Raw genomic sequence first — 23,875 nt, forward strand, 5'->3', positions numbered from 1 at the left:
CGCGTGGCGACTGAAAATATATTGTGGATCATCACAGGCCTGACGATGGCCGGCATCGTGTTGCGGCCCTGGCGCGTGCCGGAAGCGGTTTGGGCGGCCTTGGCGGTGCTGGCACTGGCGCTGTTCCAGCTGATCGACCCGGCCAGCATTGTCGGCGGCGCCGCGCGCGGCTGGGACGTATACCTGTTTTTGGCCGGCATGATGCTGCTGGCCGAAATGGGACGCCGCCACGGCGTCTTCGACTGGCTGGCTGCGCATACCGCCCGCGCCGCCGCCGGCTCCGGCCACCGCCTTTTTTTACTGGTCTACCTGGCCGGCACGGTGGTCACGGTGCTGCTGTCGAACGACGCCACCGCCGTGGTGCTGACCCCAGCAGTGTACGCGGTGGCGCGCGCGGTCGGCGCCCCGCCGCTGCCGTATTTGTTCATATGCGCCTTCGTCGCCAACGCCGCCAGCTTCGTGCTGCCGGTCTCCAACCCCGCCAACCTGGTGATGTTCGGCGAGCATATGCCCGCGCTGGGACAATGGCTGTCGCTGTTCCTGCTGCCGTCGCTGGGCGCGATCATCGCCACCGGCGTTGCCTTGTATCTGCTGCTGCGCGGCGAGCTCACGACAACGATCCGGCGCGATGTCGAGGTGCCGCAGCTGACGACACCCGGCCGCCTGACGGTCGGCGCCTTGTCCGGCACGGCGCTGCTGCTGGCGGTGGCCTCGGCGCTCGGCCTGGCGCTCGGGCCGGTCACCCTGGCTGCGGCGGTGGCCGCGCTGCTGCTGGTGAGCGTCAGCACACGCACGGGCTACGCCGCGCCGGTGGCGACCTTGCGCGCACTGTCATGGGATGTCTTGCTGATGGTGGCGGGGCTGTTCGTGCTGATCGAGGCGTTGCAGCAGCACGGCGTGGTGGCGACGCTGGCCGCGCAGCTCCAGTCGCTGCAAGCGCGTTGGCCGGACAACGCCGGCAATCTCACCGGCGCGCTGCTGGCGGTCGCGTGCAACCTCGTCAACAACCTGCCCGCCGGCCTGCTGGGCGCCGCCACCCTGGACCATGTGAACGCCGATGGCGCGCTGCGCGCGGCGGCCCTGATCGGCATCGACCTGGGGCCGAATCTATCGGTGAGCGGCTCGCTGGCGACGATCTTGTGGCTGACGGCGCTCAGGCGCGAAGGCCTGCACGTGGGCGCGTGGCGCTTCCTGCGCTTGGGCTTAGTGGTGATGCCGGCCGGGCTGGCGGCGGCGCTCGCATTGCTGTGGGTGCGGTCATGACGGCGCCACGCGCCCTGCCCGCCGGCGCCGACAACGCGGCGAGCACCGCGAACACGCACGCCGCCCCGGCGGGCGCCAGCCTGATGGCGCTCGCCATGTTGAATTTTTTCCTGGCCGACGCGCGCGACGGCCTCGGTCCGTTCCTGGACGCCTACCTGAGCACAAAAGGCTGGCAGTCGATGGACCTGGGCGTGCTGGCGACGGCGTGCGGCGTGATCGGCCTGCTGGCCGGCCTGCCCGCCGGCGCGCTGGCCGACCGCAGCCGCCACAAGCGGGCCATGATCGTGTTGCCGGTGGCGCTGATCACGCTGGGCGCGTTCCTGTGCATCGCGTTTCCCGATCGCTGGATGGTGTTCGGCAGCCAGGCGCTGGCGGCGGTGGCGGGCGTGCTGATCATGCCAGCGCTGGTCGGCATCACACTGGGTGTGGTCGGTGGCGACCGTTTCGGCGCGCAGCTTGGCAAGAACGAGGCCTACAACCATGCCGGCAATATCGTGCTGCTGGGCGGCACCTGGGCCGCCAGCGTCTGGTTCGGCCTGCCCGGCGTGGCGGCGCTGATGCTGGTCACGACGGTGGCCGCCATCGCCGCCACGCTGGCGATCTCGCCGGGGGCCATCGATCACGCGGCCGCGCGCGGCATGGCGGCCGCCGGCAAGGACACCGGCGCGCAAGGCGGCGCAAAGGCGTCGCCACTGAGCGCGCTGTATCACAACAAACCACTGCTGCTATTGAGCGTGTCGCTGCTGCTGTTCCACTTCGGGAACGCGCCGCTGGCGCGGCTGATCGCGCAGCAATTCGCCGTGCAGATGCAAAAACCGTTCGAGACCACGGCGGTGATCACCATGGTGTCGCAACTGGCGGCGCTGGCCGCCGCACTGGCGGCGCCGTGGATTATCAAGCGCGGCCTGGTTCGGCCGGCGGTGGTGCTGGCCATGCTCACGCTGCCACTGCGCGGGGTGCTGGCCTGGGCATTCTCCGACTTCGCCATGATTTATCCGGCGCAGCTGCTCGACGGCGTGGGCGTCGGCCTGCTCGGCATCCTGACGCCTTTCCTGGTCGAGCGGCTCACGCGCGGCAGCGGCCACTTCAACCTGGCGTTGGCGGCGGTGATGATGGTACAGGGTTTGGGCGCGGCCTCCAGCAATGTGGTGGCCGGCTATTTGGTGGCGCGCCACGGCTATCCGGTCACTTATCTGCTGCACGGCGCCGTCGCGCTGGCGGCGTTGGCGGCGTTCGTGCCGATGCGGCGCGGCGACGACGGCCGCTAACGGCTTGTCGGATGCTGGCGGCGCGGCGGGCTACCGGACTTCGCAGTCGACCGCCGCCGGTTTCGGGGCATTGGCACCCGAAGCCGAGGTTGTCGTGTTGCTGCTGAATGCGGGGGGCGGCGCGAACTTGATTCCCGGGTTGTTCGGCACCATCACCGGCGGCATCACGTTGTTGCGCGTGTAGCCGAACTGGCCGGCGCTGAAGTTCAGTGCGCCGGCGGGGTTGCTCACATTGATCATGCCGTCGAGGACGTTCACATACAAACCGGCCGGCAGCGCGCCGCCCGAGGTTGGCGGCGGGGTCGGTCCCTGCGCCAGCATCAGCGGTTTCAGCGGCGCCGCGAGAGCGTCCAGCGACGCCGTGCTGGCCATCAAGTACGCCTCGCGCGTGGCCACCGCCACCGCGACTTCTTCGGCGGATGGTTCGACCACGTCGGCGATGAAGGTGGTGCCGCGTATGCCGATAGTGGCGCTCGGCGTCTTCATCGAGAACTTTTCCTTGTTGCGTTTTCCCAGCAGGCCGGTGACCGAGCGCAGGCCTCCTTTGACCAGGCTGAACGAGGCTTGGTCGCCGTCGGGCTTGCCGGCGTCGAAGGCGAAGTTTTCGACCTTGAACGTGGTCCCCGGCTTGAGCGTGATTTCGCTGTTGTCGACGAACTTGACCAGCGCGTAGGTGTTTTTCTCCGTCATCAGCGTGTCGCCGCTTTCCACTTCCGAGCGCAGCGACAGCACCCGCACCGCGCCATCGGCCTTCTTGGCAAGCAAGGGGCCGCTGAGCTGCGTGATGGTGCCGGCCACCTGCGCCGCCCAACCGGCGCCGGCCACGCAGCAAAACACCAGCAGCATCAGACCCTTGATCAGACTCTTGGTTGCAACATGCCTAGTTGCAGTAGGTTTTTTTGGCAGGGACATTTTGTTTTCCGGTGTTTTCGGTGGTGGTGGTGCTGCTGCTTTGCGCCTTCGGTTCGCTCGACAATGGTTCGTCGGCTTTATCGTCGGCTGCGGGCGACGGCGCGGCCGTACTGCGGCTGACCGTCTTGATGACTTCGGTGCTGGCCAGCAGCGCCGGCTTGACCGGCTCGCTCGCGCTTGGCGGCGATAACACCTGGCATAGCGCTGAATTCGGTGCGACGATGCAAATATCCGCGGATGCCGGTGTTGGCGTTGGCGTTGGCGTTGGCGTCGGCGTTGGCGTCGGCGTTGGCGTTGGCGTTGGCGTTGGCGTCGGCGTTGGCGTTGGCGTTGGCGTCGGCGTTGGCGTCGGCGTCGGGGTTGGCGTTGGCGTTGGCGTCGGTGTCGGCGTTGGCGTCGGTTCAGGCGTAGGCATCGGCGTCGGGTCAGGTGTCGGCGTCGGTGTCGGCGTCGGTGTCGGCGTCGGATCAGGCGTCGGCGTCGGGGTTGGTGTCGGCGTAGGGTCCGGCGTTGGCGTTGGCGTTGGCGTTGGCGTTGGCGTTGGCGTTGGCGTTGGCGTTGGCGTCGGCGTCGGCGTCGGCGCCGTATGCGTAATCTGCTTGTAGCCGCGATTTGAGCCGTCCACGAAGTTGCCCGGGGCGAAAATAAAATTGGTCGCCGTCATAGTCACCGAGCCGCCGGCCGAGGTCACGCGCGACCCGCCACCGAAAGTCATCGTATTGCTCTCATCATAGCTATCGCCCGCCGCCAGGATGATGTCGCCAAAGATGGTATTAACCGTCCCCTCGATCGTCAACGGGCTATGGGTTTGCAGCGTGATGTCGCCGGTGCTGGTCCACACGCCATGCATGCCGTCCACCAGCGGCGACGGCGCGGCGGCGACCAGCATCGCTCCGGTGTTATCGATGGTAATCGCGCCGTTGTTGTCACCGAGGACCGAGACCTGCTGCGCCCTCGTCACCGTCAAGGTGTCCGCATGCGCGGTGTTGTTAACATTGGCGATATTGATCGGCGCCCTCGCGCCAACGCCGGCGCGGTTGACCGCCGACAGTTGCGAAACCTTGGTCCGCAAAGGCGTCGCCACCGAGCCGATGCCGCCGGTGGCGGCCATCGTCAGATGGTTGGCGATGATGGGCGCGCCATTGATGCCGCCGGCCGTGGTGATGGCGCCAACCACGTCCAACGTCACGTCGCCATCGCTATCGATGCCGCTGATCCTGTACAGATCGCCACCGATCTGCGTGGCGATGCCCGTGCTGAAGCTGTTCTTGAACGTAAAATCATTGCCGGCGCCCCGCTGCGACGCCGCCAGGTTGACCACCCGGTTGCCGGCGTGGGTCAGCGTGATGTCGCCCGCATTGGCCACCGCCAGGTTTTCCACGTTGATCGCGCCGGTTTGCGTGATGGCGCCGCCGTTGCTCAACAGCGCGATGCGGGTGGTGCCGGCGTCTCGCTGCGCCGCCGAGGAACCGGTGGTGGCAATCCCGGCGACGGCGATGCCGGTCACGTTATGTCCGGCGTCCTGGCTGCCGATCACCAAAATCGGCGTCTTCAGATAGCGGATATCCCGGACCAGCAGGCAGCTGGCCGTGTTGACGCAGGAATCGGCGCCCAGTTCGATATGGTAGCCGCCGGTGGCCGGCCGGATGCTGGCCAGGTTGGCCGTCACGTTGGCGGTCAAGTCGAGCGCGTTGGCCGCGATCGCCACCGTGTCGGCGCGGGTCGCGGCGTTGACGTTCACCTCCAGCGCGTTCAACGTCAGCGTGCCGTTGATCCGGGTGGCCGCGTCGACCAGCACCTTGCCGGTGGGGCCCGAGCCCAGCGTCAGGTTGCGGACGTAGCCGCTCGAACCGGTCAGGTTGAGCGAGCCGGTCACCGCGACCACGCCGCCGGCACTGGCGCTGGCGATGGTGACGTCGGCGTTGGCGATTTTCTTGAGCGCGTCCTCGCTCACGGCCATCGCGTCGCTGCCGTTGCCGTTGCCATGCGCGCCGCTGCCGACGTTGACATCGCCGAGCGACGTGATCAGCACTTGCGACGCGCCGCCCTGGCCGCTGATATGGGCGCCGCCGCCCAGCGCCAGCGTACGGGCCTTGATGCTGATATCGCCGCCGGTGACGGTGGCGTTGTCGCCCAGCGCGACGTTGTTCGCTTCGAGCGCCAGGTTGCCGACGGCGCCGGCGTCGACCTTGCCGTTGACGTTGACGGCGCGACCGCTCAACGAGATGGTGTGGCCACGGCTGTCGAGCGTGGTCGCGCCGCCCAGCGAGGCGATCGTCACGGCGCCGCTGCCGCTGGCGGTGCCGGCGGCGTCGTCGTTGGCCGTCAGGCGGACTTCGCCGGTCATCGCCAGCGCGGCGTTGACGTGGATGTCGTTGCCCGCCTGGGCCGTGAGGCTGACGCCGCTGTTGCTATTGTGAATCGCCGCGCCGAAGGTGATATCGTTGCGCGCCTGCAGCACCACGTTGGCGGTGGCGCCGCTCAGGGCGCCGGAGTCGACCTCGGTCACGTCGCTGGCGGCCTGGCCGAACGGCGTCAACTCCGACAGCGGGGTCTGGATGTTGGAATCCTTGATGACGACGATGTCGAACGGGTCGAGCAGCCAGGTGCCGTGCTTGCCCCCGGCCACCGCGCCGGCGTCCACGCGCGCGCCCGCCACATCAAGATAATGGCCCGAGGTTTCGATCAGGCCGCCGGCGCCGCCCTGCGCCCCGCCGCGCGCCGATACGGCGCCGTACATGCGGGTCGCCTCGTCGCTCCACACCACCACCTTGCCGCCGTCGCCGCTGGCGCCGGCGTCGGCGCTGATCGTCGCGTCGCGTCCGACAAAGGTCTGGCGCGCGTTCGGCAGCGCCGCGTTCTTGCCCTGGTAGTCGCCACCGGCCAGCACCGTGCCGCCGCCGGCCGCGCCGCCGGCGTCGACCACGGCGTTGCCGGTCAGGCCGACCCGTTCGCCCAGCAGGCGGATATCGCCGCCGGTATTGAGGTTGCCGCCGACCGCGCTGGTGACGCTGCCCGCCTCCAGCAGGGTGGTGCCGCTCGCCTTGAGCACGATCTGGCCGCGCTCGCCGCGCACGGCGCTGTCGGCGTTGATCGCGCCGCGCTGGTTGACCAGAGCGCCGTACACGCCGACGCGCCCGCCCCGGGCGACGATGCTGCCCAGGTTGAGCGCCTGGTCGGCCGGCGCCGAAACCACCACTTGCACGTTCGGATCGCTGGAATCGAACAGCTGCACGCTGTGGCCGGCCGCCAGCACCACGTCGCCGTTGGGCGACGAGATGACGCCGCTGTTTTCCACGGCCGGCGCGATCAGGAAGATCTGTCCGCCGGCGGGCGTGGTGAGCGCGCCCTGGTTGACGACCTTGCCCGCGTCGGCGCCGCCGGCGAAGTTGTGTTTGCCGGCCAGGAAATCGGCGTTGGAGATCGCCAGGCTGGAGGCGACCAGGCCGTTGACGTCGACCCGCGCGCCGGCGCCGAACAGCACGCCGTTCGGATTGATCAGGAACACCTTGCCGTTCGACTGCAGCGAGCCCAGGATGCGGCTCGGGTCCTGGCCGGTGATGCGGTTCAGGACCTTGCTGTCGGCGCTTTGCTGGATGAAGCGGGTGACCTCGCCCGCGTTGACCGAGAAACTGCGCCAGTCGATGATGGTGTTGGGCGTGTTGGTGATCGAATACACGTTGCCCTGCTGGCTGAAGCTCGCCGCGCCGTGCACCACGCTCGGCGCCACCGGACTGGCGTGGGCCGTGCCGAAGGCGGCCGCCACCAGCACGGCCAGCGCCTTGCGGCGCAACTTCGCGGACGACGGCAGGCGGCTGGGACGGCGGCTGGAGCGGGTGTGGTGGCTGGTCATATAGGTTCCTTCAGGGCGTTCAGTAAGCGAGGCCGAGGCGCAGGTGCAGGCGGTTGGCGTCGGCACGGCCGGTGGCGCCGGCGCGCAGCACGTGGCCATAGTCGAGTTGCAGGTTGACGTAGGTCGACAGCAGCAGGCGCGCGCCCACGCCGGCGCTACCGATCGAGGTGCTTTGCAGCTCGCCCGGCAACGCACGGTTGCGCTTGACATAGGCGTTGTCGGCGAAGCCGAGCAGGCGGCAGTTCCAGCCCTGGCGGGTGCACAGGTTGGGCGTGTACGCCTCCAGGTTGACGGCGACGCCGCTGTCGTTGGACACCTCGCGTTCGACGAAGCCGCGCACCGAGGTGGCGCCGCCGGCGCCGAACTGCTCGCCGGGGATCAGCGCGTCGCGTGTGTATTGGCCGTTGGCGATGGCGCGCAGCTGCCAGTCGTCGGCCAGCGCCCACGTCACGCTGCCGCCCAGGCGCAGCACGGTGTAGTCGGCCTTGGCGCCGGTGCGCGCCAGCGTGAAGTCGCGCTGGCCGCCCTTGGCGCCGCCGGAGATGTTGCGTACCAGCGTGATCTGGCCGCCGATTTCGCCCGACTTCAACGGCAGGTTGCCGCTCCAGGCGATGCTCAGCGGATGCACGGTGACGTCGTTGCCGAGGTTGCCCAACTGCTGGCCGACCAGCTCGACGTTGTTCTTGAACGCCTTGACGTCGACGCCGTAGGTCAGGCGGGAGTCGAGCTCGCCGCGCTTGGCCAGCGACTGGTTGTAGCGCGCGCCGTAGACGGCGCCCCGGCCGCTGACGGCCAGGTCGAACAAGCCGGCCGACACGGTGCCGGAATCGACGTTGGAATAGCTGGCGAAGAAGTCCAGCGAATCGCCCAGCGCGTACAGCGGAATGTGGTAGCCGGCGCCGTAGACCTTGACCCGGCCCGGCTCCTCGGCCGAGGTGGTGTACTGCAGCGAGGCCACATGGTCGAGGCCGAACAGGTTGGCGTTCTGCAGGATGAAGCCCAGATGCGTTTTGCCGGTCTGCCGGGTGCCGGTGTTGTCGGCGTTGGCCATCGCCTTCCAAACGCGCTCGTCCTTGACCTCCAGCACGGCGTCGACTTCATCGTCCTTCTCGCCGCCCTGCAGCTTGAGCGTGACCTGCTTGGACGGATTCTCGTTGCCTTGCCTGAGGTTGGCCGAGACCGCCTGCAGATTGGGCGTGCGGCCCTCCTGCAGCGCCGGCAGCGCGCGGCGGATGTTGGCTTCGTCGAAGTACTGGTTGTTCTTGACGCTGACGCGGCCGACCTTGGTTTCGACCACGCGCAGCAGCACCACGCCACGGTCCAGTTCCTGCTCGGGCAACCCGACGGTGACGACGTTGTAGCCCAGCGCGTGGTAGGCGCCCTCGAGCGCCTCGAGCGCGCGCTGGACGTCGCCGAAGTCGCGCGCGTCGCCCGTGAACGGCGCCAGCAATTGTCCGATCCGGCCCGGCGCCAGCAGCGTATTGCCCTGGACATCGAAACGGGCGATATCGAAACGGATGGCGGCGCTGTCGCTCGCGGGCTCCCCCGCCCAGGCCGTGGACACGGTCAGGGCAAGCAGGGCGCTCGCTAGCAGGCGGGGGAAACTTTCGGTCATCATCGGCTCTTGGTTCTCTGTCGCTGTCATCGCAGGAAATGTTAATTGTTCGACACTCCCTGGCTTCGTCACAACCCCGATGTTAACATGTTCCACAAAGAAAGATGCCGAATTGCAAGTATCAATTGTTAAATCGCGCCCGCCGGTGTTGGATTTCGGTGCGACCTGGTTGCAGTAGGTTTTCTTGGCGAGCGACGGCGCCGGCGGCATGCCGTGGCGGGCGGCGCGCGCGATCATTGCGCACCGATTATCATTGCATTTTTCGTATTACTTGTTGTCGAACGTCGTCACGCCGTCCCAAGCGTCGCCCGGAGGGTGGGCGCGGTAGTAGGCGATGCGTTCAGTGTATAGCGAGTACAGGCGATCATCCGGCGATAAATCATGCAATTGGGCAATTATTGACATGGCTCTATCCCACTGTTGCCCCCGCACGGCGGCCAGCGCCTCGTGCCAGCGCGCCAGGCCGGCGGCGCTGGCCGCGTCCAGCTCGTTCACCGGCGCCAGCGGCTCGAAGATGGCGACCGGCTCGCGCTTGCCCTTGACCCGCACCAGGTCCAGTTCGCGGTAGGCGAATTCCGGCGCCGCCGCGCGCGTGGCCGCGCCGACCGCGATGCCGACGCCGTAGACCTTGGTGATGCCCTCGAGCCGGGCGCCGAGGTTGACCGCGTCGCCCATGACGGTATAGGCGCGGCGGATCTTGGAGCCCATGTCGCCCACGTGCATCAGGCCGGTGTTCAGGCCGATGCCGATCTTCAGCGGCGGCCAGCCGCGCGCGACGAAGTCGTCGTTGAGGCGCCGCGCGCTGGCCTGCATCAGCAGCGAGGTGGCGACGGCGCGCCGGGCGTGGTCGGCGAAGGCCACCGGGGCGCCCCAGAACGCCATGACGGCGTCGCCGATGTATTTGTCGAGCGTGCCGCGATGGCTGTCGCGGATGTCCTCCGACATCGCCGTCAGGTACAGGTTGATGTATTCGCGCAGCGCCTTCGGCGTCAGGCCCTCGGAAATGGTGGTGAAGCCGCGCACGTCGACGAACAGCACCGTCAGCTCGCGGCTTTCGCCGTCCATATTGTATTGCTCGGGATTGGCGGCCATCTCGGCCACCAGTTCGGGGGCGACGTATTCGCCGAAGCGCGACACCAGCGCCCTGCCCTTGCGCACCTCGAAGAAGTAGCCCCACGCGACGTTGAACACGAAGATGGCGGCGATGACGATCAGCTGCATCGCCAGGTTGAACAGCAGGTCGCGCGCGCTGTACAGGTAGTAGTTGAGGCCGACGCTGGCGGCCAGCGCGGCCGCGCCCAGCGCGATGGCCTGCAACGGCGCCAGCGCCGGCAGCGCGAACGTCAGCGCCAGCCCGGCCAGCAGGATCAGCCCGGCCTCCAGCACGAAGGCGTAAAACGGCCGCGCCTTGAACTGGTCGTCGAGGATGGACTTGATGATGTTGGCGTGGATCTCGACACCGGGAAACTCGGGGCCGACCGGCGTGGCGCGCAGGTCGACCAGGCCCGGCGCGGTGGTGCCGATCAGCACCACCGCGCCCTTGAGCACGGCGGCCGGCGCGCGCCCGGTCAGCACGTCGGCCGCCGACACGTAGCGGAAGGCGCCGCCGCGCGGCCCGCCGCCGCCGCGGAACTGGATCACCGTCGTCATCGCCTCGCCCACCGGGATCAGGCGCTGGCCGCCGGGCAGGAACAGCGACAGGAAGTCGTAGCCGCCGCTGTCCTGCTGGCTCTGCGACATGCGGTCGACCGTGCGGTCGAGAAAGGGCTTGATGGCGCGCGCCTTGAGGTAGACGCCGGCCGTGGCCAGCGACAGCGACGGATAGTAATCGGCGCCGACCTGCTGGATCAGGCCGGCCGTGCGGACGATGCCGTCCGGATCGGTGACCACCGAGAAGCTGCCGGCGCCGGCCGCCGCGCGCGCCAGCGGCGCGACGTTGGCCTCGTAGCCGTCGGCCGAATAGGCCAGCAGTTCGCGGCCGTTCAATTCCTGCTCGCTGAACAGCGGCGCCGGCAGCGCGCCCTTGACCTGGTCCGGCGACAGGTTAAAGCCGAGCACCACCGGCTGGCCCTGCAGCGCGGCGGCGAACAGGCCGTCGTAGTCCAGCGCCGGCTTGAGTTGCGCGAGCCGTTCGCGCAGCGCCGGCACGTCCTTCAGCTCGCCGGCCGACAGTCGTTCCAGCACGCCGTAGCCGGAACTGGTGTCCGGCTCGGGAAAGGAGATATCGTAGCCGACCGCGCCCACCTGGTAGTGCCGGGTCAGCCGGGAGACCAGCCGCGCCTGGATGTCGCGGCCCCATGGGAAGCGGCCGAATTCGGTCAGCGCCTTGCCGTCGATGTCGACGATGACGATGCGCGGATCGAGCACCGGCGCCTGCAGCTTCATGCGCTCGCCGGCGATCAGGCTGTCGAGCCGGGCGACGGTGCCGTTGTCGTACCAGCCGAGCGCGTAGGCGGCGCCGAGCGCCGTGACGAGCAGCCCCAGCAGCCAGCGCGGGGCCGACCTCAACAGCGTCCTGCTCCACCGGCTCCACTGTGGCATGGGTGTTCCTTACGGTTGGTAGCCGGGAATCAGCGTTTCGTCGATGACGTCGATCTGTTTCTCGTCCATGTTGCGGCGGGCGAACTCCAGATAGATCTTGCTGCGGATGAAAATATCGAACAGGTCCGGGTCGATGTGGCCGTTGAGCGAGAACTGGCCGAGGATGCGCAGCGACTCCGACAGCATCTTGCCCTTCTTGTACGGGCGGTCCTTGGCCGTGAGCGCCTCGAAGATGTCGGCGATCGCCATCAGCCGCGCCTGCACCGACATGCGGTCGCCGGTCAGGCCGCGCGGATAGCCCTTGCCGTCCATGCGCTCGTGGTGGCCGCCGGCGTATTCGGGCACGTTCTTGAGGTGCTTGGGCCACGGCAGCGCCTCGAGCATGCGGATCGTCACGACGATGTGATTGTTGATGATCTTGCGCTCGGCCTCGGTCAGCGTGCCCGAGCGGATGGTCAGGTTCAGCACCTCGTCGGCGTCGAGGAAGTCCTGTTCGACGCCGTCCGGCCCGGTCCAGCGGCGCGCGGCGATCGCCCGCACGCGTTGCTGGTGCTCGGCCGACATGGCCTCGGCGCCGACGTTGGCGAAGCGGATGAAGTCGCGCTCGTCGCGCAGCTCGCCCTGGCGGCGCGCCAGCGCGGCGTCGATCGCGGCCAGCCGCGCGGGATCGGCGGCGGCGCCGGCGGCCAGCTTTTGCTTCAGCGCGGCGATTTCGGCGTCGCGCAGCAGCACCTCGAAGCGGGTGTCGATGGTGGTGATGCGGTCGCTGATGGTCTCGAGCTTGGTGGCCTTGTCGACCACGTGCACCGGCGTGGTGATCTTGCCGCAATCGTGCAGCAGGCCGGCCAGCCACAGTTCCTTGCGGTCGGCGTCGGTCATGCGGAAGCCGGCCATCGGGCCCGTCTCGGTGGCGTGCACAGCCTCGGCCAGCATCATCGTCAGCTCCGGCACGAACTGGCAATGGCGGCCGGTGTAGGGCGACTTCTCGTCGATGCCGATGTTGATCAGGTTGACCAGCGCTTCGAGCAGTTCCTCCAGTTGGCGGATCAGGCGCTGGTGCGTCAGCGCCACCGCCGCCTGCGCGGCCAAGGCTTCGATGAAGCGCTGGTCGGTCGACGAGAACGCGCGGATGGCGCCGGTCTCGGCGTCGATGGCGTTGATCAATTGCAGCACGCCGACCAGCTCGCCCTCGTGGTCGCTCATCGGTACGGTCAGGAACGATTGCGAATGGTAGTTGCGCTGGCGGTCGAAATCGACCATGCCGGAAAAGTTGAAGACGTCGGCCTTGTAGACGTCCTCGATATTGACCGAGACGCCGAAATGGGCCGCGTACGCCGCCACCGAGGCCAGGTTCTTGGCGCCGCCGGCGTCGTACAACGGAATCGATGGCGCGCTCACCGGCGCGCCGTGGGCGCCGCCCTGGCGCATGCCCAGGGTGTCGTTCCACAGGATATTGAAATTGAGGAAGCGCTTGTCCGCGCTGGGGCGGTACAAGGTGCCGCCGTCGGCGTTCGTCATGCTTTTGGCGACAATCAATATCCGCTCGAGCAGTGAGTCGGTGTCGTGGGTGCCGCCCAGCTCCACGCTGAGTTCCGTCAACTGGTCGAGACGCTGGGCAATCTGCGTTTGATTCAACTCATGCATGATTGTTTTTTGTTACCGTTTCAAGGAAAGTGACTGGCATCGACGCAGTGTCGAGTGTAGCCGCAGCGCAAGCTGTTGTACATGGAGAACTGTGCAGTGCGGCAAAATCGCCGCGCGCCTGCGCGCTTTCTTGTGCTGTTTCGCCCCCGCGCGGAAAAAAAAAGCTATCATCGGCCGTTGGTGGCAAGGCACAAAAAAGTTGCCGGCACGCGCAAAAATTACAAAAAAATCACTAGGGATCGAGCATGAAATTCAGATTTTGGGGCGTACGCGGCTCCATCCCCTCGCCGGGGCCGCGCACCGCGCGCTATGGCGGCAACACCACCTGCATCGAGGTGCGCACCGATGATGATACGCTGATCATCATCGATGGCGGCACCGGGCTGTTTTCGCTCGCGCAATCCTTGATTCAAAACAAAACCGCCGCCATCCACGCCAACATTTTCATCACCCACAGCCATTGGGACCATATCCACGGGCTGCCGTTCTTCACACCGCTGTTCGTGCGCGACAGCCGGGTGCGCCTGCACGGCGTCACCGACCCCGTCACCGGCAACGGCATCGAGCACGTGATGGGCGTGCAGTTGCAGAACAGTTATTTCCCGGTCAGCGAAACGCAGATGGACGCCACCATCGAATACCACACGCTGACGGTCGGCGAAGCGGTGCGGGTGGGCGACGCCACCGTTAACAACGTGGTGATGAACCATCCGGTGACCGACCTGGGCTACCGCATCGAATGCAACGGCAAGTCGCTGTTCTTCACCGGCGACCACGAGCCTTTTTACAATATCCATCCGGACGGCCACCCGGAGCAGGCGGCTTACGAGCGCTGGATGCGCGAGCGCAGCGCCGCCATCGACGCCATGGCCATGGGCGTCGACGCGCTGATCGTCGATTGCTCGTACACGCGGGAAGAATATCCGGCCAAGCGGGGTTGGGGACACGGCACGTTCGACTCGGCGTTCGCGCTGGCGCTGCGCACCGGCGCCGGCACCCTGTATTGCACCCATCACGAACCGACCCGCGGCGACGACGAGCTGGAGGCGGTGTTCGCCGACGTGCTGGCCCGCCACGCGTCGCTGCTGGGCGGGTTGAAGGTGGTGCTGGCGTACGAGGGGTTGGAGGTTGAGCTGGGCGATCGGGCGCGGTAAAACGATCCGGGCGATCGGATCGATCGCCCGCGAAAGGTGTGGGCTAGACCGGCCGCATCAAGCGGCGGCCGCCACCGCCGGACGGGCCGTCAAACGGCGGTCGGCCAGCGCGCGCAGGCGGGCCACGGCGGCCGGCAGGTTGAAGGCGCGGCCGGCGCGCAGCGCGCTGACCATTTGGGTGGCGATGCGCAGCGCCGGCGCGGCGGCGTTCTTGGCCGCGTACGGCAGCACCAGCCGGTAACGGCCCTGCATGCGCGGCACCACGCCGACAAACCCCACCGTCACTTCGTTGAGCGCCAGGCGGCGCAATTCCAACGCCACCTGCTGCACCACGCGCACGATCTGCGGCACGTCGTCGCCGCGCATGCCGACCAGGCCGGAGTGACTGCGCACGCCGGGCAGCAACGCCAGCAGGCGCTGGTCGAGCGACGCCAGCGCGGCCGGCGTGGCCGGCGCGTCGTCGACTTCGAGAATGCTGAGCAGGCAAGGCTGGGTGGAGTAGCGGTTGTCGCTGGAGAGGTAACGCTGATCGATGATACGCATGGTTTTTCTGGCCTTTGACGAAACAGGCCATATTCTGAACCCGACCGGCCGCGCGCGGAAGCGGCGCGCGGAGCATACGCTTGTAAGACGAAACTTACACGTAAGGCGTTTCTAAGCCCCGGGTGTTAATTTCCGGGGAGTTGTTTCTCAAAGCAAACAGCGAGCGGATTGCCGATGTACTTGCCGTAGTTGGCGATGCGCGCGTAGCCGCGCGCGGTGTAAAAATCGACCGCGCGCCGATTGACCAGCCGCGTCTCGAGCCAGACCGCCTGGTAGCCCAGCGCGGCCGCCTCGCGCTCCAGGTAGGCCAGCACGGCGCTGCCGATGCCGCTGCTGTGGCGCCGCGCGTACATGCGCTTGATCTCGGCCACGCCCGGCTCCAGCGGCCGGAAGGCGCCGCAGCCCTGCGCCACGCCGGCGGCGTCGCGCGCGACCACGAAGCGCGCCATCGGGCCGCGCACGTCGTCGGCGTCGAACGAGGCCTTGCCGTTGCCGCCGGTGATCTGCTCGAGCAGCGTCGACAGCTCCTCCATCAACGCCAGGCAGTCGGCGGCGCCGGGATCTTCGGGCGTGAGCGATATGGTCGGGATCGGCTTGTTCATGCCAGCGATTATTGCATAGTGCAGATCACCAGTTCGGGATCGGCGTTGATGCGCACCGGAATACCGCTGCAGCCCACGCCGCGACTGACGATCAACTCGCCGTTGTCGTGCAACGGAAAGCGCCCATAATGAAAGGGACGCGACAGCGGCCCGCGCGGCATCACCAGCGGCGTGCCGTCGGCGGCGGCGATTTGGCCGCCGTGCGTGTGGCCGGCGAAACCGACGTCGAAGCGGTGGCCGTCGAGGCGCAACAGGCCGTCCGGCGCGTGCATCAGCAACACCCGCGTGGGGCCGGCGCCGGCGAACGTGGCGTGGCCGTCGGGCACGCCGGTCCACGGATCGTCCATGCCGCACACCGACACGGCGTCGAACGGCGCCGGCAAGGCGTGGGCGCGGTTGACCAGCATCCGCACCCCGGCCCGCGCGAACATGCGCTCGATCAACCCGTGGTCGGTGATCAGGTCGTGGTTGCCGAACACGGCCAGCTTGCCCAGCGGCGGACGGCAGGCCGCCAGCGCCGCGCACAGCGCGCCGGCGTAGCGCGCCGGGCCGTGGACGTAGTCGCCGCCCAGCAGCAGCAGGTCGGGCCGCTCGGCGTCGATGCGCGCGAACAGGTCGTCGAAGATGCCGGCATGGGTCGGCGGGCCGGCGTGGAAGTCCGAGGCGAAGGCGATCTTGAGCGGGCGCGGCAGGCGGCGCTCCGGCGGCAGCGCGACCCTGTAGCGTGTCACGCCCAGGCGGCCGTGCAAGCCGACGCGGTAACTGAGCCAGGCCACCAGGCCGCCCAGCAGCGCGGCGTTCATCAAGGTTTCAGTGTAGTGCCGGAACCGGGACTGGCGGCCGCCGCGTGGGGCCTTGCCCGGAGGTAATGTCATTGATGCCTGAGTGAATCTGGAAAAGGCGGCATCATAGCGCATTTGCGACATCGCGGCCCCGGCGGTGGTAAGCTGGGACGAACAGGCATGCCTTCGCCTCGCCGGCGCGGTTGCCGTTGCGCCGACCTTGACTCCCCTACAGAGATTGCTCGATGACTACTGAAACCACCTTCCCGGGCAAAGACGCCGCCCTCGACACCACCATCGCCACCTTGCGGGCCACGCTGGCCCGGCGCCGCTTCCGGCTGGCCGAGTCGCCGCCGACGCGCGAGGTCGACGGCATCTGGTCCATCGAGCTCCAGGACGTCGACTGTCCACTGCTCAGCGCGCACGGCAGGGGCGCGACGGAGCTGGCCGCGCGCGCCAGCGCCTACGGCGCGTTCGCCGAACGGCTCGGCACGCACGACTTCTGGACCCACTACCACCTGGGCGCGCAGCGCGCCAACGCGCCGTTCGTGCACCACCCGAGCGAGCGATGGTTCGCGCCGGCGGCGGACGGTTCGTGGCCGTCCGAGCTGCTCGACCCCGAGCTGCACGCGTTCTACAACCCGCGCGGCGACATCGACGCCGGCGTACTGGTCGACATCAACTCCGGCAACGTCGCGCGCGGCATCTGCGCCCTGCCCTACCAGCGCCTGCGCGACGGCGCCACCGCCTACATCCCGGTCAACCTCATCGGCAACCTGTACGTCAGCAACGGCACCGCCGCCGGCAACACCGTCAACGAGGCGCGCGTCCAGGCGCTGTCGGAGATCTTCGAGCGCGCCATCAAGTACCGCGTCATCGCCGAGGGCATGTGCCTGCCGGAGGTGCCGGACGACGTCGTCGCGCGCTTCCCCGCCATCGCGGCCGGCATCGCCGGGCTGCGCCGGGCCGGTTTCGGCGTGCTGGTCAAGGACGCCTCGCTGGGCGGCAAGTACCCGGTGATGAACGTCACGCTGATCCAGCCGAAGGACCAGGGCGTGCTGTCCAGCTTTGGCGCGCACCCGCGCCTGGAGATCGCGCTGGAGCGGGCGCTGACCGCGCTGCTACGGGGCCGTTCGCTCGGCGCGCTCGACGGCTACCCCGAGCCAAGCTTCGACGCCAGCGAGATCGACGCCGTCGCCAACCTGGAGGCGCACTTCGTCGATGCGCGCGGCGTGATCGCATGGGACTTCCTGAGCGACACCTCCGACTATCCGTTCGTCGACTGGAACTTCGGCGGCACCACCGTGGAGGACTACCTGTGGCTGGTCGACGCGCTGCACGCCGAGGGCAAGGATATCTACGTGGCCGATTTCGACGCGCAAGGCGTCCACACGTGCCGCATCCTGGTGCCGGGCTTGTCGGAGATCTATCCGGTCGAGGATCTGGAGTGGGAGAACAACAGCGTCGGCAACGCGCTGCGGCCGCTGCTGGTGCGCCTGCAGGATCTGAGCGTGCAGGAATGCACGGCCCTGCTGGTGGAATTGCAGACCTCGAACCTGAACGACGAGCGGCCGCTGTGGGAAATCCTCGGCCTGGCGGCAGCGGCCGGGACGCCGTGGAAACAGCTGCGCATCGGCGAGCTGAAAACCCTGCTGGCGCTGGTGGTCGGCGACGAGGAGGCGGTGCTGGAAGGCTGCAACTGGATCCACCACTACGGCGACCTGGCCAAGCCGCGCCGGCTGGTGTACCGCTGCATCGAAAGCCTCGTCAGGCTGGAGGAGCCGGACAACTTCCGCCGCGCGCTGGAGCTGCTGTACGGCGCCGAGACGTTGGCGATGGCCGAGGCGCTGCTCGATGGTTCCGAGCGCTTCTTCGGCCTGGAGCCGCTCGGCCCGAACTTCGAAGGCAGCCCCTTGCACCAGAGCCTGCTGGCGGCCTACGACAAGCTGTTCGCGCCGGACGCGGTGTAAAACCACCAACCGCCTTAAATGATTTACGGGGCGGTTGCGTCCACCAACAAGTCCGGCTGCAAGGCGCGGATACGAAGCTCGGTGAAATAGCCGCCGGCCTCGTTGTAGCGCAGATAGTTGCGGCCACAATTCGTGCAGCGCGACACCGTACAACGGTTGTACGGGTAATAGCGCGGCGCAATCGGCGCGTCCGCGCTTTCGTAGCGCGTTTCGTTCGGGTGGAATTCGACGAACGTCGGTTCGTCATACGGATCTTCCATCAATGTACCGACATCCTCGAAGCGCTCCAGCTCCAACGTCATCGGCAACGCCTGCCAAGCCGCCAGCGATGTCTGGTTGCAGCTACAAGGCACGCCCACCGAGGCGGACGCCTGCGCCAACCGCGTCAACGTCGCGAAATCAATTTTTTGCATATTCAACCCTATCGGCAAGTTACACGATTCTACAGCTTGGGCCATTAGCGTATATCTCAGCAACCGCGACAGCCGGTACATCCCGGGAATCGATGGCGCACGCACATCACTGTTGATCGGATTCATGCTGCGGCTATGCGCTGTTGTTGTGGACCTTGCGCGAGGAGGCAAACAATGAACTGGGAATCGCTCACAGAAGGCTTGGAACTGATCGCCCTAGGAATGTTGGGCTCGGTTACCACCAAGGCATTTCGGAGCGGAAATTTCCAGGCAATCCAGATTCCGCCTGAAATCGCGTACGGCCGCGCCGACATCAACCTCGACATCCAACGCATCGGCGACGAGCTGCGCATCCGTCCGGCGCGCGGCAACTACTAGCTAAAAAAAGGGAGCCTCGGCTCCCTTTCGCGTTACATGATGTGTTGTCCGACCCACCAGGCGATGGCGGCGACGAAGGCCGACGCCGGTATGGTGAAGATCCACGCCCAGACGATGTTGCCGGCCACGCCCCAGCGCACCGCCGACATCTTTTGCGCCGAACCGACGCCGACGATGGCGCCGGTGATGGTGTGCGTGGTCGACACCGGCACGCCGAGGGCGGTGGCGGTGAACAAGGTGATGGCGCCGCCGGTCTCGGCGCAGAAGCCGCCCACCGGTTTGAGCTTGGTGATCTTCTGGCCCATGGTCTTGACGATGCGCCAGCCGCCGAACAGGGTGCCGAACGAGATCGCCGTGTAGCACGAGACGATCACCCACAGCGGCGGCTCGGCGTCGCCGGCCTGCGAGTAGCCGGCCGCGATCAGCAGCATCCAGATGATGCCGATGGTCTTCTGGGCGTCGTTGCCGCCGTGGCCGAGGCTGTACGAGGCGGCCGAAATCAGTTGCAGGCGGCGGAACCATTTATCGACCCGGCGCGGCGTCGAGCGCACGAACACCCACGACACGAGCAACATCATCAGCGAGCCGAAGATGAAGCCGAGCAGCGGCGACAGCACGATGAAGGCGACGGTCTTGATCAGGCCGGCCGAAATCAGCGCGCCGGTGCCGCTCTTGGCCACGGCCGCGCCGACCAGGCCGCCGATCAGCGCGTGCGACGACGACGACGGAATGCCGTAGTACCAGGTGACGATGTTCCAGACGATGGCGCCGACCAGCGCGCCGAAGATCACGTACTGGTCGACCACGCTGGGGTCGATGGTGCCCTTGCCGACGGTGGCGGCCACGGTCAGCTGGTGGAACACGAAAATGGCGACGAAGTTGAAGCACGCGGCCATCGCCACCGCCGTTTGCGGCTTCAGCACACCGGTCGAGACGACCGTGGCGATCGCGTTGGCGGCGTCGTGGAAGCCGTTCATGAAGTCAAACACCAAGGCCAGCGCGATCAGCACGCCCAGCACGTAGATGCTTATTGTTATGGTATTCATGGACTGATCTTTTTGTAATTATGCGTTTTCGACGATGATGCCTTCGATGATGTTGGCCACATCCTCGCAACGGTCGGTGACGGTTTCCAGAATTTCGTAGATGGCCTTCATCTTGATCAGGTTGCGCACGTCCGGTTCGTCGCGGAACAGCTTGGACATGGCGGCGCGCATCACGTGGTCGGCGTCCGATTCGAGGCGGTCGATCTCTTCGCAGATGGCGACGATCTGGCGCGAATTGTCCATGTTGTGCAGCAGGGCCACGGCTTCCTTGACCTTCTCGGTGCAGGCGAGCACCAGCTCGGCCAGGCGCTTGGCTTCCGGCGTGACCGAGTGCAGGTCGTACAGCGAGACGGTCTGGGCGGCGTCCTCGAGCAGGTCGAGGATGTCGTCCTGGCGCGTGATGAGCTTGTGGATGTCGTCGCGGTCGATCGGCGTGATGAAGGTCTTGTGCAGCAGGTCGACGGTGGCGTAGGTGATCTTGTCGGCCTGTTTTTCGATGCTCTCGATGGCGTGCACGCGGTTTTCCAGGTCGTCGAAGTTGGACATCAACCCCAGCATCTCTTTTGCACCTTTGACGCACAGGTCGGCGTGTTGATTGAACAGGTCAAAAAATTTGCCCTCGGTGGGCATCAAGCGTCCAAACATGTCTTTCTCCGTTTCATAGTCGTGATTACTGCTACAGACCGCCCTCCGGCACGGGCCGGCGGCGTCGGGATGGGTCCGCCCTGTTTGCTGTGGCGGACCCAGTGTGTTGCCGGGGTTAGTCGCCCTGGTACAGCGCCAGGTTACCGGCGTAGTTGCCGAACTTGGTGTATTGGCCGATCCAGGTCAGGCGCACCGAGCCGATCGGGCCGTTACGCTGCTTACCGATGATGATCTCGGCCGTTCCCTTATCGGGCGAGTCGGGGTTGTAGACCTCGTCGCGATACAGGAAGATGATGACGTCCGCGTCCTGCTCGATCGCGCCCGATTCGCGCAAGTCGGACATGACGGGACGTTTGTTGGGGCGTTGCTCCAGCGAGCGGTTCAGCTGCGACAGCGCGATCACCGGGCACTGCAGCTCCTTGGCCAGGCCCTTGAGCGAGCGCGAGATCTCCGAGATCTCGGAGGCGCGGTTGTCGCCCTGGGTCGAGCCGGTCATCAGCTGCAGGTAGTCGACCACGATCAGGCCGAGCTTGCCGCACTGGCGCGACAGGCGCCGCGCGCGCGCGCGCATCTCGATCGGGTTCAGCGCCGGCGTCTCGTCGATGTAGACCTGGGCGTCGTTCATTTTCTGGATGGCGTGCGTCAGGCGCGGCCAATCCTCGTCGTTCAGTTTGCCGGTGCGCAGGCGGTGCTGGTCGAGCTGTCCGACCGAGCCGAGCATACGCATGGCCAGCTGCACGCCGCCCATCTCCATCGAGAACACGGCCACCGGCAAGCCCTCTTCGACGGCGACGTTCTCGGCGATGTTCATCGAGAACGCGGTCTTGCCCATCGACGGGCGGCCGGCGACGACCACCATGTCGCCCGGCTGCAGGCCGGAGGTCATGCGGTCGAGGTCGATCCAGCCGGTCGGCACGCCGGTGATCTCGGACTGGTTGTCGCGTGAATATAATTCATCGATGCGCTCGACCACCTGGGTCAGCAGCGGCTGCACCGGCAGCCAGCCGGCGGCGCCGCGCGCGCCCTGTTCGGCGATGGCGAAGATCTTCGATTCGGCCTCGTCGAGCATCTGCTTGACTTCCTTGCCCTGGGGCGTGAACGCCTGGCCGGAAATCTCGTCGGCCACGGTGATCAGCTGGCGCAGGATCGAGCGGTCGCGCACGATCTCGGCGTAGCGGCGGATGTTGGCCGCCGACGGCGTGTTTTGCGCCATCGCGTTCAGGTAGGCCAGGCCGCCGACATCCTCGGCCTTGCCCATCTGCGTCAACGTTTCAAACACCGTGATGACGTCGGCCGGCTTGGAGCCGTTGATCATCTTGACGATCTGTTCGAAGATGATGCGGTGGTCATAGCGGTAGAAGTCTTCCGAATGCATCATGTCCGCGATGCGGTCGAACGCCTGGTTATCGCGCAGCAAGCCGCCAATGACGGACTGTTCTGCTTCGATGGAATGCGGCGGGACGCGGAGGGAATCAAGTTGCGGATCGGAGGGGGTGTTCATGGCGCGAATTATACCCGCTTAGGCCGGCAGCCAAGGCGTTACTACGAAAAAATTGGCGAGAAAAAAGCCGGGCAAGCCCGGCTTTTTTCATCTGTTGCCATGATTACTAGCATAACAGGCATTGCTGCCCGTGCAAGTAATTTAGGCTGCTTCGCCCACGACGGCGACGGTCACTTCGACCACCACGTCGGTGTGCAGAGCAACGCTGACCGGGTGCTCGCCCACGGTCTTCAGAGGACCGGTAGGCATGCGCACGGCAGCTTTTTCTACAGCGAAACCAGCTTTGGTCAGCGCTTCAGCGATGTCGAAGTTGGTGACCGAACCGAACAGACGGCCGTCGACACCCGCTTTTTGCGAAACGTTCACGGTCATGCCGTTCAGTTTCTCGCCTTGGGCTTGAGCGGCGGCCAGTTTGGCGGCAGCGGCTTTTTCCAGTTCGGCGCGCTTGACTTCGAATTCAGCAACAGCCGACGCGGTAGCGCGACGGGCCATTTTTTGCGGAATCAGGAAGTTACGTGCGTAACCGTCTTTAACTTTAACGACTTCACCCAGGTTGCCCAGGTTGACGACTTTTTCTAACAGAATGATTTGCATAGTTTTTCTCCAGGATTAGACTACGCAATTAAGCGTGGTGCAGATCGGTGTAAGGCAGCAGCGCGAGGTAGCGGGCGCGTTTGATGGCGGTGTCAACTTGACGCTGGTAGTGCGCCTTGGTGCCGGTCAGACGTGCTGGCATGATCTTGCCGTTTTCCTGGACGAAGTCCTTCAGGGTATCAACGTCTTTGTAGTCAACCTGCTCAACGCCAGCGGCGGTGAAGCGGCAGAACTTCTTGCGCTTGAACAGTGGATTTTGTTGCTTGCGCTTTTCTTTAAGCTTGAGCTTGTTTTTGTCGAACTTTTTACCGAATGCCATTTGAGGCTCCTGTATCTAAATTGAGCTGTCTGGGACAGCACTAAAATCAATGATGTGAAACACCAGGCTTTTGCTGTTGCGTGTCTTCTTGTTGATAAAACCGGTGAACTGATACACCCCGCCCAGTGGCGCCTGGCTGAAGCGGCCCGAGATCTCGCCCGCGGCGACCGCGGAAATCTCAAACTCGCTCAACCGGGCGATGCCCGCCTCCATCTGCTGCGACCGGTGCTGGAGTACAGCGTTCACGATCGGCATGCCGGCCGGGGTGTAGCGCAAGGCGTCCCGTTCGGCGATCAAGGCAATGAATTGGCTTTGATTCACTGGAGCTGTGTCAGCTCGGTTTTGCAACAATTAGGCCGCAGGAGCGGCGGCAACAGGAGCTGCTGGGGCTTCGGTGCGATGCGATTTCGCTGCATCTTCACGTTGTACCGACTTCATCATCGGCGAAGGAGCGGTTTCCGCTTTCTTCATCTTGACGGTCAGGTGACGCAGCACGGCATCATTGAATTTGAAGGCGGTTTCCAGCTCGACCAGGGTCTCGTTGTCGCATTCGATGTTCAGGCAGATGTAGTGTGCTTTAGCCAGTTTCTGGATCGAGTAAGCCATCTGACGACGGCCCCAATCTTCAACACGGTGCACGGCGCCGCCGCGGGTCGTTACGGTGGTCTTGTAACGTTCGATCATGGCGGGCACTTGCTCGCTCTGGTCCGGATGGACGATAAATACTATTTCATAGTGACGCATGCAAACTCCCTTAAGGACTGTGAAAATATAGCCCACCCTGGCGTCAAGACAGGTGTGGGAAGAGGTAAGCCCGCGACTATATCAGCTT

Annotated in this window: 21 protein-coding genes; 5 read left to right on the forward strand and 16 right to left on the reverse strand. The window is 66.1% G+C overall.

Annotated elements, in window-relative coordinates:
* Positions 1-45: 45 nt before the first annotated feature.
* On the forward strand, positions 46-1,263 hold the full coding sequence (locus BMX85_RS06180; protein WP_229210331.1) for an SLC13 family permease: 1,218 nt from the start codon (positions 46-48) through the stop codon (positions 1,261-1,263).
* Positions 1,260-2,531 (forward strand): MFS transporter, encoded by a 1,272-nt coding sequence (locus BMX85_RS06185; protein WP_090314758.1) that lies wholly within the window; start codon positions 1,260-1,262, stop codon positions 2,529-2,531. Before BMX85_RS06180 ends, BMX85_RS06185 begins: the two co-directional genes overlap by 4 nt.
* 30 nt (positions 2,532-2,561) lie before the next feature.
* Here BMX85_RS06185 and BMX85_RS06190 read toward each other — a convergent pair whose 3' ends face one another.
* The 5 genes from BMX85_RS06190 to BMX85_RS06215 form a co-directional block, all read right to left on the reverse strand.
* On the reverse strand, positions 2,562-3,443 hold the full coding sequence (locus BMX85_RS06190; RefSeq protein WP_090314760.1) for a FecR family protein: 882 nt from the start codon (positions 3,441-3,443) through the stop codon (positions 2,562-2,564).
* Positions 3,412-7,296: a two-partner secretion domain-containing protein gene (locus BMX85_RS30900; protein WP_229210298.1), complete on the reverse strand. Its 3,885-nt coding sequence runs from the start codon at positions 7,294-7,296 to the stop codon at positions 3,412-3,414. Before BMX85_RS30900 ends, BMX85_RS06190 begins: the two co-directional genes overlap by 32 nt.
* A gap of 19 nt (positions 7,297-7,315) precedes the next feature.
* Positions 7,316-8,911: a ShlB/FhaC/HecB family hemolysin secretion/activation protein gene (locus tag BMX85_RS06205; RefSeq protein WP_090315284.1), complete on the reverse strand. Its 1,596-nt coding sequence runs from the start codon at positions 8,909-8,911 to the stop codon at positions 7,316-7,318.
* Positions 8,912-9,178: 267 nt separating this feature from the next.
* A complete protein-coding gene (locus BMX85_RS06210; RefSeq protein ID WP_090314761.1) occupies positions 9,179-11,452 on the reverse strand; it encodes a CHASE2 domain-containing protein in 2,274 nt (757 codons plus the stop codon).
* A gap of 9 nt (positions 11,453-11,461) precedes the next feature.
* On the reverse strand, positions 11,462-13,096 hold the full coding sequence (locus BMX85_RS06215) for a GAF and HD-GYP domain-containing protein (RefSeq protein ID WP_090314762.1): 1,635 nt from the start codon (positions 13,094-13,096) through the stop codon (positions 11,462-11,464).
* 245 nt (positions 13,097-13,341) lie between these two features.
* On the opposite strand from BMX85_RS06215, the gene BMX85_RS06220 reads away from it, so the two are divergent.
* Positions 13,342-14,250: an MBL fold metallo-hydrolase gene (locus BMX85_RS06220; RefSeq protein WP_090314764.1), complete on the forward strand. Its 909-nt coding sequence runs from the start codon at positions 13,342-13,344 to the stop codon at positions 14,248-14,250.
* Positions 14,251-14,307: 57 nt separating this feature from the next.
* Here the strand turns inward: BMX85_RS06220 and BMX85_RS06225 are convergent, their stop codons facing one another.
* The 3 genes from BMX85_RS06225 to BMX85_RS06235 form a co-directional block, all read right to left on the reverse strand.
* Positions 14,308-14,793 (reverse strand): cyanophycin synthetase family protein, encoded by a 486-nt coding sequence (locus BMX85_RS06225; RefSeq protein WP_090314765.1) that lies wholly within the window; start codon positions 14,791-14,793, stop codon positions 14,308-14,310.
* 125 nt (positions 14,794-14,918) lie between these two features.
* On the reverse strand, positions 14,919-15,395 hold the full coding sequence (locus BMX85_RS06230) for a GNAT family N-acetyltransferase (protein ID WP_090314766.1): 477 nt from the start codon (positions 15,393-15,395) through the stop codon (positions 14,919-14,921).
* An 8-nt stretch (positions 15,396-15,403) separates the two neighbouring features.
* Positions 15,404-16,270 (reverse strand): metallophosphoesterase, encoded by an 867-nt coding sequence (locus BMX85_RS06235; RefSeq protein ID WP_229210299.1) that lies wholly within the window; start codon positions 16,268-16,270, stop codon positions 15,404-15,406.
* Between the two features lie 152 nt (positions 16,271-16,422).
* Between BMX85_RS06235 and ycaO the strand changes: the two genes are divergently transcribed.
* The gene (gene ycaO / locus BMX85_RS06240; protein WP_090314769.1) at positions 16,423-18,147 is read left to right on the forward strand and encodes a 30S ribosomal protein S12 methylthiotransferase accessory factor YcaO; all 1,725 of its coding nucleotides are present in this window, start codon (positions 16,423-16,425) and stop codon (positions 18,145-18,147) included.
* A 23-nt stretch (positions 18,148-18,170) separates the two neighbouring features.
* On the opposite strand, the gene BMX85_RS06245 is transcribed toward ycaO, so the two are convergent.
* On the reverse strand, positions 18,171-18,560 hold the full coding sequence (locus tag BMX85_RS06245) for a hypothetical protein (RefSeq protein ID WP_090314771.1): 390 nt from the start codon (positions 18,558-18,560) through the stop codon (positions 18,171-18,173).
* 174 nt (positions 18,561-18,734) lie between these two features.
* Between BMX85_RS06245 and BMX85_RS29985 the strand changes: the two genes are divergently transcribed.
* Positions 18,735-18,938, forward strand: a complete 204-nt coding sequence (locus tag BMX85_RS29985; protein WP_143067912.1) for an AbrB/MazE/SpoVT family DNA-binding domain-containing protein — start codon at positions 18,735-18,737, stop codon at positions 18,936-18,938.
* A gap of 32 nt (positions 18,939-18,970) precedes the next feature.
* Here BMX85_RS29985 and BMX85_RS06250 read toward each other — a convergent pair whose 3' ends face one another.
* The 7 genes from BMX85_RS06250 to rpsF all read right to left on the reverse strand — a co-directional run bounded on the left by BMX85_RS06250 (position 18,971) and on the right by rpsF (position 23,787).
* The gene (locus BMX85_RS06250) at positions 18,971-19,984 is read right to left on the reverse strand and encodes an inorganic phosphate transporter (RefSeq protein ID WP_090314773.1); all 1,014 of its coding nucleotides are present in this window, start codon (positions 19,982-19,984) and stop codon (positions 18,971-18,973) included.
* An 18-nt stretch (positions 19,985-20,002) separates the two neighbouring features.
* Positions 20,003-20,629, reverse strand: a complete 627-nt coding sequence (locus BMX85_RS06255; RefSeq protein ID WP_090314775.1) for a DUF47 domain-containing protein — start codon at positions 20,627-20,629, stop codon at positions 20,003-20,005.
* Between the two features lie 115 nt (positions 20,630-20,744).
* Positions 20,745-22,130, reverse strand: a complete 1,386-nt coding sequence (locus tag BMX85_RS06260; protein ID WP_090314778.1) for a replicative DNA helicase — start codon at positions 22,128-22,130, stop codon at positions 20,745-20,747.
* 141 nt (positions 22,131-22,271) lie between these two features.
* Positions 22,272-22,724 carry a 50S ribosomal protein L9 gene (gene rplI, locus BMX85_RS06265; protein ID WP_090314782.1) on the reverse strand — a complete coding sequence of 151 codons (453 nt, stop codon included), beginning with the start codon at positions 22,722-22,724 and terminating at the stop codon, positions 22,272-22,274.
* Positions 22,725-22,752: 28 nt separating this feature from the next.
* Positions 22,753-23,043, reverse strand: coding sequence for a 30S ribosomal protein S18 (gene rpsR, locus BMX85_RS06270; protein WP_019922639.1), 291 nt, complete (start codon positions 23,041-23,043; stop codon positions 22,753-22,755).
* A 15-nt stretch (positions 23,044-23,058) separates the two neighbouring features.
* A complete protein-coding gene (priB, locus tag BMX85_RS06275) occupies positions 23,059-23,364 on the reverse strand; it encodes a primosomal replication protein N (protein WP_090314785.1) in 306 nt (101 codons plus the stop codon).
* 30 nt (positions 23,365-23,394) lie between these two features.
* Positions 23,395-23,787, reverse strand: coding sequence for a 30S ribosomal protein S6 (rpsF, locus tag BMX85_RS06280; RefSeq protein ID WP_090314787.1), 393 nt, complete (start codon positions 23,785-23,787; stop codon positions 23,395-23,397).
* Positions 23,788-23,875: the final 88 nt, after the last annotated feature.

The sequence above is a fragment of the Duganella sp. CF517 genome (assembly GCF_900110275.1).
GTDB lineage: Bacteria > Pseudomonadota > Gammaproteobacteria > Burkholderiales > Burkholderiaceae_D > Rugamonas.

Excerpts from the sequence above, each read along its gene's own strand:
- BMX85_RS06255 (WP_090314775.1), bottom strand. The coding sequence starts at position 20,629 with ATGTTTGGACGCTTGATGCCCACCGAGGGCAAATTTTTTGACCTGTTC.
- BMX85_RS06190 (WP_090314760.1), bottom strand. The coding sequence starts at position 3,443 with ATGTCCCTGCCAAAAAAACCTACTGCAACTAGGCATGTTGCAACCAAG.
- BMX85_RS06245 (WP_090314771.1), bottom strand. The coding sequence starts at position 18,560 with ATGCAAAAAATTGATTTCGCGACGTTGACGCGGTTGGCGCAGGCGTCC.
- rpsF (WP_090314787.1), bottom strand. The coding sequence starts at position 23,787 with ATGCGTCACTATGAAATAGTATTTATCGTCCATCCGGACCAGAGCGAG.
- ycaO (WP_090314769.1), top strand. The coding sequence starts at position 16,423 with ATGACTACTGAAACCACCTTCCCGGGCAAAGACGCCGCCCTCGACACC.
- BMX85_RS06235 (WP_229210299.1), bottom strand. The coding sequence starts at position 16,270 with ATGACATTACCTCCGGGCAAGGCCCCACGCGGCGGCCGCCAGTCCCGG.
- BMX85_RS06185 (WP_090314758.1), top strand. The coding sequence starts at position 1,260 with ATGACGGCGCCACGCGCCCTGCCCGCCGGCGCCGACAACGCGGCGAGC.
- BMX85_RS06260 (WP_090314778.1), bottom strand. The coding sequence starts at position 22,130 with ATGAACACCCCCTCCGATCCGCAACTTGATTCCCTCCGCGTCCCGCCG.
- BMX85_RS06180 (WP_229210331.1), top strand. The coding sequence starts at position 46 with ATGGCCGGCATCGTGTTGCGGCCCTGGCGCGTGCCGGAAGCGGTTTGG.
- BMX85_RS06250 (WP_090314773.1), bottom strand. The coding sequence starts at position 19,984 with ATGAATACCATAACAATAAGCATCTACGTGCTGGGCGTGCTGATCGCG.
- BMX85_RS06205 (WP_090315284.1), bottom strand. The coding sequence starts at position 8,911 with ATGACCGAAAGTTTCCCCCGCCTGCTAGCGAGCGCCCTGCTTGCCCTG.
- rplI (WP_090314782.1), bottom strand. The coding sequence starts at position 22,724 with ATGCAAATCATTCTGTTAGAAAAAGTCGTCAACCTGGGCAACCTGGGT.
- BMX85_RS06230 (WP_090314766.1), bottom strand. The coding sequence starts at position 15,395 with ATGAACAAGCCGATCCCGACCATATCGCTCACGCCCGAAGATCCCGGC.
- rpsR (WP_019922639.1), bottom strand. The coding sequence starts at position 23,043 with ATGGCATTCGGTAAAAAGTTCGACAAAAACAAGCTCAAGCTTAAAGAA.
- BMX85_RS06210 (WP_090314761.1), bottom strand. The coding sequence starts at position 11,452 with ATGCCACAGTGGAGCCGGTGGAGCAGGACGCTGTTGAGGTCGGCCCCG.
- BMX85_RS06215 (WP_090314762.1), bottom strand. The coding sequence starts at position 13,096 with ATGCATGAGTTGAATCAAACGCAGATTGCCCAGCGTCTCGACCAGTTG.
- BMX85_RS06220 (WP_090314764.1), top strand. The coding sequence starts at position 13,342 with ATGAAATTCAGATTTTGGGGCGTACGCGGCTCCATCCCCTCGCCGGGG.
- BMX85_RS30900 (WP_229210298.1), bottom strand. The coding sequence starts at position 7,296 with ATGACCAGCCACCACACCCGCTCCAGCCGCCGTCCCAGCCGCCTGCCG.
- BMX85_RS29985 (WP_143067912.1), top strand. The coding sequence starts at position 18,735 with ATGAACTGGGAATCGCTCACAGAAGGCTTGGAACTGATCGCCCTAGGA.
- BMX85_RS06225 (WP_090314765.1), bottom strand. The coding sequence starts at position 14,793 with ATGCGTATCATCGATCAGCGTTACCTCTCCAGCGACAACCGCTACTCC.